A 16,326-nucleotide genomic window follows, 5' to 3' on the forward strand; every position below is an offset into this window, starting at 1 on the left:
TACTGGCTTAGTCAAATAGATTTTCAAAAAACGATTTTTTACTTTGTTGTGGTTCACTTTTAACGATTGGGTACTTCTCATTGATTGCAATAACAGGTTCATTTATTGCCGTTTTTTCAGTTGCAACAACCAAGCCCATAATCTCAGCACCTGCTGGATCTTCACTATTTGATGTTAATGTAAAATTAACATTGTGTTGATGAGCTAGGGTGATATAAGGTGCAAGTGAATCTTGATCAATCATACCGTTTAGTAAGACGCGGTAGTCCGGATGAGCTACTAATTCTTTTTCGAATCCGGTCATATTATCGGCGGCCGTCACCTCGTTAATTGTCATTGCTAAACTGACCCGTTCTCTGAATGTACCTAAGTATTTTCTTTGTTCGTCTGGATGAAGCTGTGGGACCCCGTACAATCCAGATTGAAGATGCGGGTCTATATTATTATCAGTCATTGTTGTTACCACCTTCTATATAAGTTATGTTTTTAGCATACCATGTTTGGTACAAAAGGAGAGAATGAAATGTTTATTAAAGACGATTTCTTGATTTTTAAAGATCAGACCTTAGATGGCCGATTGGAAAAGATTAAAACAATTATTGATCCAAAATTTGAAACGATGGGTACTGAGCTAATACCGTTTTTAAGCAAACAGTTAGATAGTGAAATGTATTTGCATATTGCAAAACACGCACGAAGATCGAAAAATCCGCCACCTGATACTTGGATGGCTTTTAGCGAGAACAAGCGTGGTTATAAAATGATGCCTCATTTCGAAATTGGTTACTGGGATGATCGGTTATTCATCTGGTTATCAGCACTAGCGGATATTAAAGATAAAAGTGTGTATGGAGATAACGTCATTGAATCAGTTAAAATGATTCAAGAATTAGATAGTTCATTTGTTTGCTCAGTGGATCATACAAACAAAGAAGCGACAGTTGCAGCCAATATGATTACGCAAGCTGATGGTCAAAAGTGGAGTCAGGTACAGACCAGGGAATTATTGATAGGTCGAAACTTAGACGTAATGGATAAGTTTTTTGAGTTGGATAAAGACGAGCAACTTAATTATTTAAAGCAAACGCTGATACCATTAATTGATATTTATAAAATTTGGACAAAAAAAACATCTCATTAAAAATGAGATGTTTTTTATTTTGAAATTATAATTTGTTGTAGTATTCAACGATAAGTGATTCGTCAATATCTGCTTCAAGTTCTTCACGTTCTGGTAAACGAGTTAATGAACCCTCTAATTTATCAGCATCAAATTGTACGAATTGTGGACGACCAACTAATGCTTCCATTGAGTCTTTAACAATTTGTAAAGTTTTTGATTTTTCACGTAATGAGATTACTTGACCAATTTCAACAGCGTATGAAGGGATATCAACACGGTTGCCATCAACAGTAATATGACCATGGTTTACCAATTGACGAGCTTGGCGACGAGTAGAAGCCAAACCTAAACGATAAACAACGTTGTCTAAACGACCTTCAAGTAAGAGCATGAAGTTAACACCATGCTTACCTTCGCGAATTGTACCAGCTTTAATAAATAAGTTAGCAAATTGACGTTCTGATAAACCGTACATCATACGAAGTTTTTGTTTTTCTCGTAATTGTAAACCATATTCTGATAATTTACGGCGATTGTTTTGACCATGATCACCGGGTGCATAAGGACGACGAGCTAATTCTTTACCAGTACCTGTTAAAGAAAGACCTAATCGACGTGAAACTTTCCAACTTGGGCCAGTATAACGTGACATATATAAATTCCTCCAATATTTGTTTTGGAGTAAAATAATCCTTTGTGAGCTTAGTATTCGTGCAGTTTGTTTTGCAATGTTCACCTTTGCAGCTGAAAGGGTACTAATTGAACCAAAAAAATTGGGCAACAAACTGTTGACGAGCTTACCGCTCACCGCTGCATTATTTTACACAAGGTTCATCATACTGTCTTTGGAGACTAATGTCAATCTGTTTTCATGTTTGTTTACATGCCAAATCAATTTTCTTTCCATAATATTATAGAAAGCTAGTGAACGCTTTAAAGGTCTATGATATAATGATTAGAAGCATAAAATTTGAATGTGAATAATTGGATATAAATTTTAGTAAGCTAAAGGCGGGATTAGGATATGACACAGATTTTTGTTGGAATAATAGTAGTAGCCATTATTATCTATGCAACGGCGTTTTTTCTTCAGAAGCGTAATGAAAAAAAATTCGAAACATTTCGTAACCAAGTAGAGGTTATTTTTAATTCTGAAGTTGAAGAACAACTTCGATTAACGAAAGATTTGGGACTGACGGGAGAGAGTCTAAAAACTTTCTCAGCGTTAGAATCAGATTTTAAAGAAGTAAAAAATGCAAAACTACCTAAAATTACAATACAAATCGACGAAGCTTATGAAGCAAATGCAAAATACCAATTTCTTTCTAATCGCCAATTAACGGCAGAAATTGAAGTTAAATTAATTTCAATTAATAAGACGCTTGAAGGTATTAAAAAGGCTTTGGTGTCTTTGAAGAAAAGTGATGAGAGTAATCATCAGGCAGTTGACTCGCTTGAAAAAAAATATCAAGATTTACGTAAAACGTTATTATCAAAAAACTTTTCTTATGGACCTAGCATCGATAAGTTAGAGGATAAATTAACGGGTCTTGAAGACGATTTTGATCGTTTTTCAACGTTGACTTCCGCTGGTGATCACGATACGGCGGAAAAAGTTTTGGGTAGCTTGAGAGAAGATACGGCGTCGCTTGAAAAAATTCTTGAAGAAATCCCACCACTATATAAAAGTTTAAAAAATGAATTTCCTGATCAACTTGCAGAATTACAATCAGGTTACATGAAATTAATTGATGAAAATTATAATTTTCCAATTGCTGATGAGATTCCTAAACAAATTGACGAATTACAGACGGGTGTCGATAAAGCATTAGCCGAATTGGAAACGCTCGAAGTTGCTACAACTACCGTTGAGGTCAATGATATTGCTAACCAAATTGACTATTTATATGATGTCATGGAAAAAGAATTGACTGCAAAAGATCGGTTGGAGAAACAAGAGACTAGTTACCGTAAATTTATCGACCACGCTGAAAAGCAAAGTCAGATGCTTTTGGTAGAATTAGACAGACTAGGTCAAAATTATGAATTAGACCATAACGAATTAGAAGATGCGCAAAAGTTAGGGCGAGAGATTGCAACCATCAATTCGCAATATGATGTTGATAAGGCCGCCGTTGAATCGGGTGAAGCAATCTATAGTGAAGTAGCTGATCGCGTTGAACAAAATTCTAAGTCATTAGAAAATATTGAACTGGAACAACAAAAAATTAATCATAGTATTCAGGATTTACGAAGTGATGAGAAAAAAGCTAGCGCAACAATACAAAGATTTGATATTGAATTACATCAAATCAAGCGTCAAGTTGAGCAAGTTAATCTTCCTGGATTGCCAAATGATTACTTGGACTTTTTCTATGTCGTTAGCGATGAAATTGAAGCAGTTGAAGTTGCCATTGGAAAGTTAAAAATTAACATTGAAAAAATTACTAAACAAATTATTGATATTGAAGCAGATCTTGAAAAATTACAAGACAAAACACATGATTTGATTGATAGTGCATCATTGTCAGAGAGCTTATTACAATATGCGAATAGATTTAGAAATTCGAATGAAGAGATTGCAATCGCATTTGGTAAGGCGCAACAATTGTTTAATAACGATTTTAATTATGCGGCTAGTTTAGAAACAATTGCGACGGCTTTAGATAAAGTTGAACCTGGGTCATATAAGAAGATTGAAAAACAATACTATGATAATATAGATGACGACTTTGAAATTGAATAGTAATCATTAAAGTGGGGGCTGGAACAAAAAATTGTTCAGTCGCCACTTTTATATTTAATAAAGAAACACCAGGGATGAATTAAAAGTGTCAATCTGATACGAAGTATATTATAATGAGAAAAGTATTTTTCAGAAAAGAAGGTAGCTAATGATTTATTTTGATAATAGCGCAACAACAAAAATTGCGCCCGAAGTTTTAGATACTTACAATAAAGTTAGCGAACAGGTTTGGGGTAACCCATCTAGCCTGAACAATTTGGGCGAAGTGGCTCATAATTTATTGGAACAATCTCGACAACAAATTGCAAGTTTGTTAAATGTGTTTGAGGATGAAATTCTATTTACCGGAAGTGGTACTGAGGGAGATAACTGGGTAATTAAAGGAACGGCTATGGCAAAGATGAGTCATGGTAAGCATTTAATTACGACAACAGTTGAACATCCCGCCGTCATGAATACGATGGCTCAACTCGAGCAGCTTGGATTTGAAGTGACCTATCTACCCGTTGATGATGAGGGCAGAATTAATGTTGAAGATTTAAAGGCTGCTTTAAGATCTGATACGATTCTGGTTTCCGTTATGGCAGTTAATAATGAAATTGGAACGGTTCAACCTTTAGTTGAGATAGGCAATGTTCTAAAAGACTATCCGACCGTTCATTTTCACGTTGACGCTGTTCAAGCTATTGGTAAAGGCGTGCAAGAAGCTTTTATGAGTGATCGAGTTGACTTTGTAACTTTTTCTGGTCATAAATTTCACGCGCCACGTGGCGTTGGGTTTATTTACAGCAAGCGAGGTCGCCATATTGAGCCACTTCTTACGGGTGGTGGACAAGAGCACAACTTACGTAGTGGGACTGAAAATGTGCCCGCAATCGCAGGTATGTCCAAAGCATTACGTTTACTATTAGAGAACGAAACGGAAATGGTTACAAAACAAAAAGCTGTTAAAGAAGTCGTCTTTAATCATATTAGCGAGTTTGGCAAGATAACTACTTTTTCAAAAATGCAGTCAAATTTTGCACCGCATATTCTATGTTTTGCCATCGAAGGCGTCCGTGGTGAATCGATCGTTCACGCATTCGAGAGTGAAGGGATTTACATTTCAACGACGAGTGCTTGTTCATCGAAGAAAAACCAGGCGTCTGGTACTTTACTGGCAATGAATGTCCCAGAGGCACTTGCAAAATCTGCTGTTCGAATTAGTTTTGATGAAAATAATACATTGGAAGAAGCAAAAGAATTTAATCGCGTTTTTGATATTTTGTATCATAAATTTGAAAAAATTAATTCTAAATAACGAAAGGATGTCGACATGCAATACACAGAAATAATGGTTCGTTACGGCGAATTATCAACAAAAGGAAAAAATAAGAGGAACTTTATTGATCGTTTAGGAACTAATGTGCGTAATAGTTTACGTGGTTTTGATGACTTAGTCGTCAAAGCTAACCGTGATCGTATGCACATTAATTTAAATGGTGATGATAGCGAACTAGTCATGCAACGTTTATCACAGGTTTTCGGTATTCAAAACTTTTCACCCGCAATTCGTGTTGAACAAGATTTGGATGCAGTAAAAGAAACAGCTGTTGCAATGGTTAGCGAACAGTTTGTTGAAGGAACAACTTTTAAAGTTAATACACGCCGTTCAGATCATGATTTTGAATTAGATACAAATGAAATGAATGATGAATTGGGTGGCTGGATTTTAGATCATGTCCCTGGTATTACCGTTAAAATGAAACAACCAGATATTATTTTGCGTGTTGAAGTCCGTGCTAATGGTATTTTCTTATCATCTGAAACGCGTCAAGGTGCCGGTGGATTACCTGTTGGGACTGCTGGTAAAGGGATGCTTATGTTATCAGGCGGTATTGATTCGCCAGTCGCAGGTTACCTTGGTATGAAGCGTGGTGTTTCAATGGAAATGGTTCATTTCTTTAGCCCACCTTATACGAGTGAACAAGCTCTAGCTAAGGCAAAAGAGTTAACAGTTAAACTGACACCTTATGTTGGTACGATTCAATTTATTGAGGTACCATTTACCGAAATTCAAGAACAAATTAAACATGATGTTCCGGAACCATACTTGATGACCATTACGCGTCGTTTTATGTTACGTTTAACTGAGAAAATCGCTGAATTACGTGGCGGATTAGCCATTTTTAATGGTGAGTCATTAGGACAAGTGGCTTCTCAAACACTTGAAAGCATGGTTGCAATTAATGATGTTACAACGATGCCTATTATTCGTCCAGTTGTTTCAATGGATAAAAATGAAATCATTGATGTTGCCAAGAAGATTGACACATTCAACCTTTCAATTAAACCTTTTGAAGATTGTTGTACTATTTTTGCACCACCAGCACCTAAAACTAAACCTCGTTTAGACCGTTCGAGAGAATTTGAAGCTCGTTTAGATATTGATGGTTTGATAGAACGTGCTTTAGCGGGTGTTAAAGTGACAAAAATTCATATTGGTGAAGAGTACTTAAATGAAAATAGTAGTCTGTTTGCAGAATTACTCTAAAGGTCACTTTAAGATTAGAAACTAGTTTCTAATCTTTTTTTGTGCAATCAAATAAGTCGCTTCGTGACTCGAAATTGCGTAGAATAGGAGTTATAGAAGAAAGGGTGGTCAATTATGAAAGTAACTCGTCATGGTAATGAAATGGATACAGTAGGTGAAGCACCAAAAGTAGGAGCTATTTTCCCAACAGTTATTGCTTACGATGAAAATGATCAAGCAGTAACGTTACCAAAGAATACCGGGAAAAAACTTTTACTAAGTGTTGTCCCAAGTATTAATACGCGCGTTTGTAGTATAGAAACAAAACGGTTTAATATGGAAGCTGACAATTTTAAAGAGGTTGAATTTATTACGGTCTCAGATGATTCAAAAGAAGATCAAAAGAATTGGTGTGCTGCTGAGGGCGTAACTAATTTACAATTACTTCATGCAGATAAGGGTGATTTTGCTGAAATTACTGGGTTAGATGTCCCAGAATTCGGTCATATGGCAAGAATGGTTTTTATTTTAGATGAAACTGGACGTGTTATATACGAGGAATTAGTTACGGAAATTTCGAGTGAACCCGATTACGCCAAACTTATTAACGAACTAAAAAAATAAGATATTGACGATTTTTAGAATAAACGCTAAAATATGACTACAGACGAAGAACGAGAACACCAGTCATTTCAGAGATAAAATGCTAGGCTGAAACATTTTAATCAGACACTATGGTGGTAGCTCGGGAGTTGTTATTCTGAAATTAAGTAGGAGTAACCGGACATTATGGTTCGTTAAAAAAGTAATTAAGAGGGGTTAAAACCCAATTTAGGTGGTACCACGGCACTGTCGTCCTAAAACAGAAATGTTTTTTGATGACGGTGTTTTTTTATGCCTAAAATAAAATTAATGAACGAAAAGGAGAATTCATGACAAAAGAAGTTGAACTATCAACAAAATATGATCCAAGTCAGGTTGAACCTGGTCGTTATGAAGAATGGTTGAAAAAAGATTTATTTAAACCAAATGCTAATCCGGAAGCAAAACCGTACTCGATTGTTATTCCACCACCAAATGTAACGGGTAAACTACATTTAGGACATGCTTGGGATACGACGTTACAAGATATCTTAATCAGACAAAAAAGAATGCAAGGCTTTGATACGCTTTGGTTACCAGGGATGGATCATGCGGGAATTGCGACACAAGCTAAAGTTGAAGCTAAATTAGCTGAGCAAGGCGTGACACGTTACGATTTAGGCCGCGAAAAATTTGTGGAACAAGTTTGGGATTGGAAAGACGAATATGCTGATGTCATCCATAAACAATGGGCAAAAATGGGTCTATCTTTAGATTACAGTCGTGAACGATTCACTTTAGACGATGGTTTATCTGACGCCGTAAAGAAAGTATTTGTTAATTTATATAATAAAGGCTTAATTTATCGTGGTGAGTACATTATTAATTGGGATCCTAAGGCAAGAACTGCTTTATCAGATATTGAAGTTATCCATCAAGATGACGAAGGCGCATTTTATCATGTTAAATACCCATTTGCCGATGGCTCAGGATTTATTGAAATTGCGACAACTCGTCCTGAAACAATGATGGGGGATGTTGCGGTAGCCGTTCATCCTGATGATGATCGTTACAAAGACATCGTTGGTAAAAAAGTTATTCTACCACTCGTTAACAAGGAAATTCCAATTATCACGGATCATTATGTTGATATGGGATTTGGTACGGGGATGGTTAAAATAACACCAGCGCATGACCCTAACGATTTTGAAGTTGGTAACCGTCATGATTTACCTCGTATTAATACAATGAACGAAGACGCAACGATGAACGAAAATGCTGGCAAATATGTTGGAATGGATCGTTTTGAAGCGCGTAAAGCAATTGTTAAAGATCTTGAAGCAGAAGATTTAATGATTAAGATTGATCCAATTACGCATAGCGTTGGTCATTCTGAAAGAACCGGTGTTCAAGTTGAAGCGCGTCTGTCAACGCAGTGGTTTGTTAAGATGAAGCCACTTGCTGAAGAAGCTTTAAAATTCCAACAAGGTGAAGATAAGGTTGGATTCGTACCAGAACGCTTTGAAAATACCTTTACGCAATGGATGGAAAATGTTCATGATTGGGTTATTTCACGTCAATTGTGGTGGGGTCATCAAATTCCAGCTTGGTACCATAAAGAAACTGGTGAAATGTACGTTGGGGAGGTTGCACCAACGGATATTGAAAACTGGGAACAAGATAATGATGTCTTAGATACTTGGTTCTCAAGTGCTCTATGGCCTTTCTCAACAATGGGCTGGCCAAATACGGATGCCCCTGATTATAAACGTTATTTCCCAACGAATACACTTGTTACGGGATATGATATTATCTTCTTCTGGGTATCACGTATGATTTTCCAAAGTTTAGAATTTACCGATGAACGTCCATTTGAACATGTTTTAATTCACGGATTAATTCGTGATGAAAGTGGTCGTAAAATGAGTAAATCACTTGGGAACGGAATTGACCCAATGGACGTTATTGAAAAATATGGCGCTGATGCACTTCGTTGGTTCTTATCAAATGGTTCCGCACCGGGACAAGATGTCCGTTTTAGTTACACTAAAATGGATGCTTCATGGAACTTCATCAATAAGATTTGGAACGCTAGTCGTTTCGTAATTATGAACTTAGATGGTGTTGATAAGATTGAATTGCCAGCTAAGTCAGAATGGCAACTTGTTGATAAGTGGATACTTAGTCGTCTAAATACGACTGTTTCTGAAGTTACACGATTATTTGATACTTTTGAATTTGGTGAAGCCGGTCGTGCGCTATATAATTTCATCTGGAATGATTTCTGTGATTGGTATATTGAAATGAGTAAAGAAAATCTTAACGGTGATAACCAAGCTATTAAGCAAAATACGCAACAAATTTTAGCTTACGTCTTAGATCAAACGTTAAAACTACTTCACCCAATCATGCCATTTGTTACTGAAGAGTTATGGCTAACAATGCCTCACGATGGAGAATCAATTGTTGTAGCTGATTATCCTGTTGTCCACTCAGAGTTTGAAGATGAACAATCAGTTACTGACATGAATAATTTAATTGAATTAATTCGTGCCGTTAGAAATAATCGTGCGGAAGTTAATGCACCTATGTCTAGTGCGGTTGATTTATTGATTAAAACAACGGATGATAAAACAAAGGTTATTTTCGAGAATAATCAAGAATTTATCCAACGATTCTGTCATCCTAAAGAGCTTCAAATCAGCCCAGATGTTATTGCGCCTAAACTTGCAATGACGTCTGTGATAACAGGGGCAGAGATTTATATGCCACTTGCGGAATTAATTGATTTGAACGACGAAATTGCTCGCCTTGAAAAAGAAGTTAAAAAACTTGATGGCGAAGTAATGCGTGGAACTAAGAAGCTTGGCAATGAAAAATTTGTTGCTAGTGCTCCAGAAGCAGTTGTGACAAAAGAAAAAGAAAAATTAGCTGATTACCAAATTAAATTAGCTGCAACTAGGGACAGGATTTCTGATTTAAAAGCAGAAGCTTAACCTAACAATATAGAGGTATTTCGGGTACAATAACCTGAGATACTTCTATTTTTTTAGAAAGTGGGATTGGAAATTGATCACAAATTATGAAGAAGCAATTGCATTTATTCATGGCAGGACACAATTTAAAAAAAGCCCATCTTTGGGGAGAATGAAATCGTTGATGCAACGATTGGATAATCCGCAAGATAATATCACAATGATTCATGTCGCGGGAACAAACGGAAAGGGATCAACGGTCGCCTTCTTGCGTGAATTATTCATTGCGCAGGGACTAAGTGTAGGGACGTACACATCACCTTTTATTGTGAAATTTAATGAACGTATTTCGTTAAATGGACGGATGATTGATGATGACACCTTATTGAATTTAGTTAATACTGTAAAGCCAACTATTGACCAAATGGATGTCGAATTAGCTGATTTAGAAGGTGGTCCAACTGAATTTGAGATTATCACGGCAATGATGTTTGTCTACTTTGGTGTGAGCCATCCAGTAGACATTGTAGTTGTTGAGACCGGGTTGGGTGGAAAATACGATTCAACTAATATTATTGACCCCATTCTTTCAGTTATAACAACGATTGGATTAGATCACATGAAGATTTTGGGTGATACGATTGAAAAAATTGCCCAACAGAAGGCGGGGATTATTAAACATAATCGTCCACTTGTTGTTGGTAATGTCACTGATGCCGTCTTTCGGGTTATTACCGAAGAAGCTGAAAAGAAAAATAGCCATATAGCTCGGTTAGGCTTTGATTTTAAAGTGAAATCTTCTGGCGTTAAATCATCTTGGGCAGAAGTTCTAACATATCAGTCAAAAGAACTGACAATTAAGCAACTTACAGTTCCTTTATTGGGAATGTTTCAAGATGAGAATGCAGCAACGGCAATTGCTGCATTTGAGCAAGTCGCCAGTATTCAAGGTTGGGCACCTAATATGAAACTAATTAGACAAGGGATTAATGTAACAACGTGGCCGGGACGTTTTGAAAAAGTGAATGATGAACCACTAGTTGTTTTGGATGGCGCACATAATGTTGCGGCAATAGATAGGATCGTTCAGTTATTACGGACGCGTTTTCAAGATAAAGAGATAACGATTATCTTTTCGGTATTGGCTGATAAACAAGGTGAGCAGATGCTTAAAAAATTAGTAACGGTACCTCATGTGCATATTATTTTGACACAATTTGCAGGTCCAAGAAAAGTAAGTCAATTAAATGATTTTGACATCACGCAATTTAAAAATGTATCATTTCAGGACGATTGGAAAACGGCATTAGTCCAAAGTGTTCATTCAATGTCGACTGACGATTTATTGCTTGTGACAGGTTCACTATATTTTATTTCAGAAGTTCGTCATTATTTTGTCGAATAATAATTTTATCGCGTAAATTTATCGTATTTAGTTAGAAATAGGAGGAATTGAGATGTCACTTATTTCTAACTGCCCAAATGCGTATTTATTAACCCAAATTAAAAAATATCAATGTGATAATTTGACAGACAAAGAATTGCTAACAGTTATATTTAGTCTGTTATTAACGAAGTCTACCGATATTGAACAAGCAATTGCTTATTTTTCATCACGTTACCAATCACTCGGACAACTAAAAAAAGCATGTTTAACCGACTATCACCTATTATTAGGTGAGAAAAATGAAGCGTCGGCGTTACAATTACAAGCTATTATTGCGTTTGGTGCGCGAGTTAACAGCGAACCGCATTTTATTTGTGGCCAGATTTGCTCAAGCCATGATGCCGGGGAAAGAATGGTCGCGGAGCTGAGTGGTTTGAATCAGGAATATTTAATCGGGTTATTTTTGGATACAAAGAATCAAATCGTGAAGCAAGAAACGCTATTTATTGGCACCTTAAACTCTGCGACAGTTCATCCAAGGGATGTTTTTGCGGTTGCATTGAAGTATGGTGCGGCTAAGATAATATTAGTCCATAATCATCCGAGTGGAGACGTTACACCTTCCAAAAATGATATTATATTTTCTAAACGAGTTGAAAAGTGTGGGATTCTCATGGGAATCGAATTATTGGATCATATCATTTCGGGTAATACCAACTATCTTAGTATGAAAGAAGAGGGCGTCCTTTGAATATCAAGGGCGCTCTCTTGTTCTATGAAAATAGATATGATAGACTTAATAAGGTTATGGGTTCAGGTTTAAATCGCTTATAACTAATTTAAGATAATCTTAATAAAATTTAGCAAATATTGAATGAAATCTCACTTTTGATTATGATATAATATGAAGACTACGAATAAAAGCGCCTAGAAGGCTGACGATGAAGGGAAGAAAGACTGTGTTTGGATTTGGAACAAAGAATATTGGAATTGATTTAGGAACAGCTAATACAATCGTGTATGTTGAAGGAAAAGGTATCGTTTTACGTGAACCTTCAGTCGTCGCTAAAAATGTTAAAACGGATGAAATTGTTTCTGTTGGAGAAGATGCTCGTGCAATGATCGGCCGTACACCAAGTAGCATTGTGGCTATTCGCCCAATGAAAGATGGGGTAATTGCTGATTATGACACAACAGTTGCTATGATGAAATATTACATTCAAAAAGCTTTAGGTAAATCTGCGGGTAAACCTTACGTGATGGTTTGTGTACCAAGTGGTGTTACAGAAGTTGAAAAACGTGCCGTTATCGATGCAACTCGTGTTGCTGGTGCGCGTGACGCTTACGTTATCGAAGAACCTTTTGCTGCAGCAGTTGGTGCTGGATTACCAGTTATGGATCCAACAGGTAGCATGGTTGTTGACATCGGTGGTGGTACAACTGATGTTGCTACTATTTCTTTAGGCGGTATTGTTTCAAGTCGTTCTATTAGGATGGCCGGCGACAAATTAGACGATTCGATTGTGTCATATATTCGTCAAAACTTTAACTTATTGATTGGTGAAAGAACTGCCGAACAATTAAAAATGGATATTGCATCTGCCTCAGTTGAGGAAGCTGCTTCAATTGCAGATGCAACTGTTAGAGGGCGTGATTTAATCACGGGTCTTCCTAAGACGGTTACAATTAAAGCAACTGATATCGCAGTTGCCATTCAAGAATCTATCACTGAAATTATTACGGCTATCAAGGAAACTTTGGAAGAAACTTCTCCAGAAATTGCTGCTGATGTAATTGATCATGGTATCGTCTTAACCGGCGGTGGTGCATTGTTGAAGAATTTATCAGAAGTTATTTCAGAAGTAACAAAAGTTCCAGTCTTTATCGCAAATGATCCGCTTGACTGTGTTGCAATTGGTACAGGTGAATCATTGAAGAGTATTGACGTAATGAAGAAAAGATAGTTTTAAAAATCACATAAGCTAGAAAATAAAGAGGTTGGAGGTTATTCATCCAACCTCTTAATTTTTTAGTTAATCATAAGGTAAGTGGAGGATAGCGAACATGCAAAAATTTTTTTCAAATAGAAGACTAATAATCATTTTAATTGCCATTATTGTGAGCTTTAGTTTAATTTCATTTTCAGTTTCCGTTAGAAATAAAAAATCAACACCGCCGCTAATTCAAGAATTTGGCAATGATGTTGTTGGTCTATTTGATAGAGCAGTTAGTTATCCTGCAAATGGCTTAAAAAGTTCAGTTGTTGGCATATCTGATCTTTTAAATACATACCAAGAAAATCAGAAATTAAAAAAACAAGTTGATAAATTAGCACAGGTTCAAGTTGAATCAGATACTGTCAAAAATGAAAACAAACAATTGAAAAAAGAATTAAAGTTAAACAGTACGTTGACTGACTATACCTCAATAAATGCTTCAGTTTTAACACGACTACCTTCAGGTTGGTTAAACCAACTTGTTATTAGCAAGGGTAGTGCATCAGGTGTTAAAAAGAATGCGCCAGTAATGGCTGGCTCTGGATTAATCGGTCGAGTGATTGAGGTTAATAAAACCAATAGTAAGGTTGAATTAATATCAACTACAAATGATTCTGCTAATCGATTTGCCGTACAGGTAACTAATTCTGATGGTGATATTGTTAACGGATTAATTACCGGTTATGACAAGACGGATAATTTATTAATTATGGGTCAAATTACTTCTAAAAAACCTTTGAAAAAGGGTGATGCAGTTGTGACTTCTGGTCTTGGAGGTACAACACCAAAAGGTTTAAATATTGGGGATGTAGCTAAGATTGAAAAAGGTGATTATGGCCTTGCATCTAAAATATATATTAAACCTGCAGCAGATCTGAGTGATTTGACAGTGGTCACAATTGCTCAGACTCTAAATTAGAAGGTGAAAATAAATGAAAAATAAAAATAAGCGGTACCTTTTTCCGGCAGGAATGATTATTTCCTTCTTTTTGGATGGTACAATACAATTTATTTTTACGCCACAATTGCAATCGCAAACAACCATTATGGTTAGCCATCTGTTATTGCTATGGTTAATAATGGGTATCTTTTACTCGGATAATAAACACCTTGAACTATGGGCATTTGGGATCGGATTGGCCTTTGATAGTTACTACACTGGTATTTTGGGCATCTACATGATCTTATTGCCGCTAATTGTTTATCTAACTAAAATTGCCTATCAATATTTTGAACCATCATTTTTCGTTTTATTACTTATTTATTTTATTGATTTAACGGTTTTAGAGGTCTCATACTATGCGATTAATGAGATGATAGGATTTGCTAATGAATCTGTAACAACGTTTATTAGTACGTCATTTGGACCAACGTTAGCATTTAATTTAGTATTATTTGTGATTTTGTACTATCCAATATCAAAATTAATGGAATCAGTGAATCGATATAATTAAGACTTAGGGGTGAACGTAAATGCAGAGTGTTATTTTAAAAGGATATAAGGATGGTTACGAAATTATCCTTAAGCAGGATTTTGGTCTCGATAAGATTTTAGTTGAGCTTAGAGAATTATTTGATAATTTGAGTGCTGAAAAGAAAAATGCCGACGATACAGTAATTTCGTTTGATATTAAGACAGAGAATCGATTATTTACAGCGGAAGAAAAGCAAAAAATTGAGAAAATTATTTCTGAGTACCATAATTTTAAAGTACATAAAATTGAATCGGAAGTAATGACCATAGAAGACGCTAATATTTTAAAAGAAAATGACAATGTGCATCTTTCCTATCGAACAATTAGAAGCGGACAAATAGTTGATTTAAAAGGTGACGTTTTATTTTTAGGTAAACTACACCAAGGTGGACAATTACGGGCCACCGGCAATATTTTTGTTATGGGTGAGGTTCAAGGTGTCATCCATGCAGGATTTGAAAATGATACGGACAGTATCATTGTGGGTGATGTATCAGCGGCCTCACAAGTTCGAATTGGCGAACTAGTCGATATTATTGATGACGAGAAGGTCACAAATAGTCAAGACACAGTTATTTATGTTAATGATTTACATATCATTGATTATGGTAACCGAGATGAATTGAAATCACTTCGACCAAAATTATTTAATCAAGCAGGAGGATATTAGAGATGGGAAAAGCAATTGTTGTAACATCTGGTAAGGGTGGGGTTGGTAAAACAACTTCATCTGCAAATATTGGAACTGCATTGGCACTTCTTGAGAAAAAAGTTGTATTAATGGATTTAGATATTGGATTACGAAATTTGGACGTTGTTTTAGGTCTTGATAATCGTATTTTATTTGATATCGTGGATGTGGCAGAAGGCCGTGCTCGTTTGCACCAAGCCTTAATTAAAGATAAACGATTTAATGAATACTTGTACTTGTTACCAGCCGCACAGAATACGGATAAATCTGCATTGGTTCCTGAACAAGTTAAGGCCATCGTTGATGAGTTAAAAGAAGAATTTGATTATGTAATTATTGATTGTCCTGCTGGTATTGAACAAGGATTTATGAATGCTATTGCAGGAGCAGATATGGCAATTATTGTAACAACACCTGAAATTTCGGCAGTACGTGATGCAGATCGTGTAGTTGGTTTGTTAGAACAAAATCCACTACTTCAACAACCTAAATTAATCATCAACCGTATTCGCCGTCAAATGATGGAAGATGGCCAATCAATGGACGTTGACGAAATCACACGTCATTTATCAATTGATTTATTAGGTATTATTGTTGATGATGATGCCGTAATTAGTACATCTAATCATGGGGAACCTATCGTTTTGGATTCAAAAAATCCGGCAGGTTTGGGTTACCGCAATATAGCACGTCGATTGCTTGGTGAAACAGTACCACTTATGACAATTAAACAACCACAAAAAGGGTTCTGGAAAAAAGTAGGATCATGGTTTAAAAAGGACTAAGCCTTGACATTGTTAAGACCTATGTGCTAAATTGTTATCAATTAAGAAAAACG

15 protein-coding genes and 1 other annotated feature (1 of these 16 only partly in view) are annotated in these 16,326 nt (G+C 36.0%); of the genes, 13 read left to right on the plus strand and 2 right to left on the minus strand.

Going from position 1 to position 16,326, the window contains the following annotated elements:
- Positions 1-7 precede the first annotated feature (7 nt).
- A complete protein-coding gene (locus tag N0K80_RS01035; protein WP_112250155.1) occupies positions 8-454 on the minus strand; it encodes a YueI family protein in 447 nt (148 codons plus the stop codon).
- Between the two features lie 69 nt (positions 455-523).
- Between N0K80_RS01035 and N0K80_RS01040 the strand changes: the two genes are divergently transcribed.
- Positions 524-1,141 carry a DUF1054 family protein gene (locus N0K80_RS01040; protein ID WP_269023502.1) on the plus strand — a complete coding sequence of 206 codons (618 nt, stop codon included), beginning with the start codon at positions 524-526 and terminating at the stop codon, positions 1,139-1,141.
- Positions 1,142-1,166: 25 nt separating this feature from the next.
- Here the strand turns inward: N0K80_RS01040 and rpsD are convergent, their stop codons facing one another.
- Positions 1,167-1,775 carry a 30S ribosomal protein S4 gene (gene rpsD / locus N0K80_RS01045; RefSeq protein WP_112250151.1) on the minus strand — a complete coding sequence of 203 codons (609 nt, stop codon included), beginning with the start codon at positions 1,773-1,775 and terminating at the stop codon, positions 1,167-1,169.
- 372 nt (positions 1,776-2,147) lie between these two features.
- On the opposite strand from rpsD, the gene ezrA reads away from it, so the two are divergent.
- The 12 genes from ezrA (at position 2,148) to minD (ending at position 16,273) form a co-directional block, all read left to right on the plus strand.
- Positions 2,148-3,869, plus strand: a complete 1,722-nt coding sequence (gene ezrA / locus N0K80_RS01050) for a septation ring formation regulator EzrA (RefSeq protein ID WP_269023503.1) — start codon at positions 2,148-2,150, stop codon at positions 3,867-3,869.
- A 148-nt stretch (positions 3,870-4,017) separates the two neighbouring features.
- A complete protein-coding gene (locus N0K80_RS01055) occupies positions 4,018-5,169 on the plus strand; it encodes a cysteine desulfurase family protein (protein WP_269023504.1) in 1,152 nt (383 codons plus the stop codon).
- 15 nt (positions 5,170-5,184) lie between these two features.
- Positions 5,185-6,402 carry a tRNA uracil 4-sulfurtransferase ThiI gene (gene thiI / locus N0K80_RS01060; RefSeq protein WP_146342252.1) on the plus strand — a complete coding sequence of 406 codons (1,218 nt, stop codon included), beginning with the start codon at positions 5,185-5,187 and terminating at the stop codon, positions 6,400-6,402.
- A 114-nt stretch (positions 6,403-6,516) separates the two neighbouring features.
- On the plus strand, positions 6,517-7,005 hold the full coding sequence (locus N0K80_RS01065) for a thiol peroxidase (RefSeq protein ID WP_269023505.1): 489 nt from the start codon (positions 6,517-6,519) through the stop codon (positions 7,003-7,005).
- 308 nt (positions 7,006-7,313) lie between these two features.
- Positions 7,314-9,959: a valine--tRNA ligase gene (locus N0K80_RS01070; RefSeq protein WP_269023506.1), complete on the plus strand. Its 2,646-nt coding sequence runs from the start codon at positions 7,314-7,316 to the stop codon at positions 9,957-9,959.
- A 73-nt stretch (positions 9,960-10,032) separates the two neighbouring features.
- Complete coding sequence (locus N0K80_RS01075) at positions 10,033-11,343, plus strand: bifunctional folylpolyglutamate synthase/dihydrofolate synthase (protein ID WP_269023507.1); 1,311 nt, start codon at positions 10,033-10,035, stop codon at positions 11,341-11,343.
- A gap of 52 nt (positions 11,344-11,395) precedes the next feature.
- The gene (radC, locus tag N0K80_RS01080; RefSeq protein ID WP_269023508.1) at positions 11,396-12,076 is read left to right on the plus strand and encodes a RadC family protein; all 681 of its coding nucleotides are present in this window, start codon (positions 11,396-11,398) and stop codon (positions 12,074-12,076) included.
- 208 nt (positions 12,077-12,284) lie between these two features.
- Positions 12,285-13,289: a rod shape-determining protein gene (locus N0K80_RS01085; protein WP_057973947.1), complete on the plus strand. Its 1,005-nt coding sequence runs from the start codon at positions 12,285-12,287 to the stop codon at positions 13,287-13,289.
- 100 nt (positions 13,290-13,389) lie between these two features.
- A complete protein-coding gene (mreC, locus tag N0K80_RS01090) occupies positions 13,390-14,241 on the plus strand; it encodes a rod shape-determining protein MreC (protein WP_269007689.1) in 852 nt (283 codons plus the stop codon).
- A gap of 13 nt (positions 14,242-14,254) precedes the next feature.
- Positions 14,255-14,776 (plus strand): rod shape-determining protein MreD, encoded by a 522-nt coding sequence (mreD, locus tag N0K80_RS01095; RefSeq protein WP_269007690.1) that lies wholly within the window; start codon positions 14,255-14,257, stop codon positions 14,774-14,776.
- A gap of 19 nt (positions 14,777-14,795) precedes the next feature.
- Positions 14,796-15,467: a septum site-determining protein MinC gene (locus N0K80_RS01100; protein WP_269007691.1), complete on the plus strand. Its 672-nt coding sequence runs from the start codon at positions 14,796-14,798 to the stop codon at positions 15,465-15,467.
- Positions 15,468-15,469: 2 nt separating this feature from the next.
- Complete coding sequence (minD, locus tag N0K80_RS01105) at positions 15,470-16,273, plus strand: septum site-determining protein MinD (protein WP_057973856.1); 804 nt, start codon at positions 15,470-15,472, stop codon at positions 16,271-16,273.
- Positions 16,274-16,317: 44 nt separating this feature from the next.
- Positions 16,318-16,326, plus strand: a binding site (T-box leader); it runs 228 nt beyond the window's last position.

This window comes from Dellaglioa carnosa (assembly GCF_026948345.1).
Taxonomy (GTDB): Bacteria; Bacillota; Bacilli; order Lactobacillales; family Lactobacillaceae; genus Dellaglioa; species Dellaglioa algida.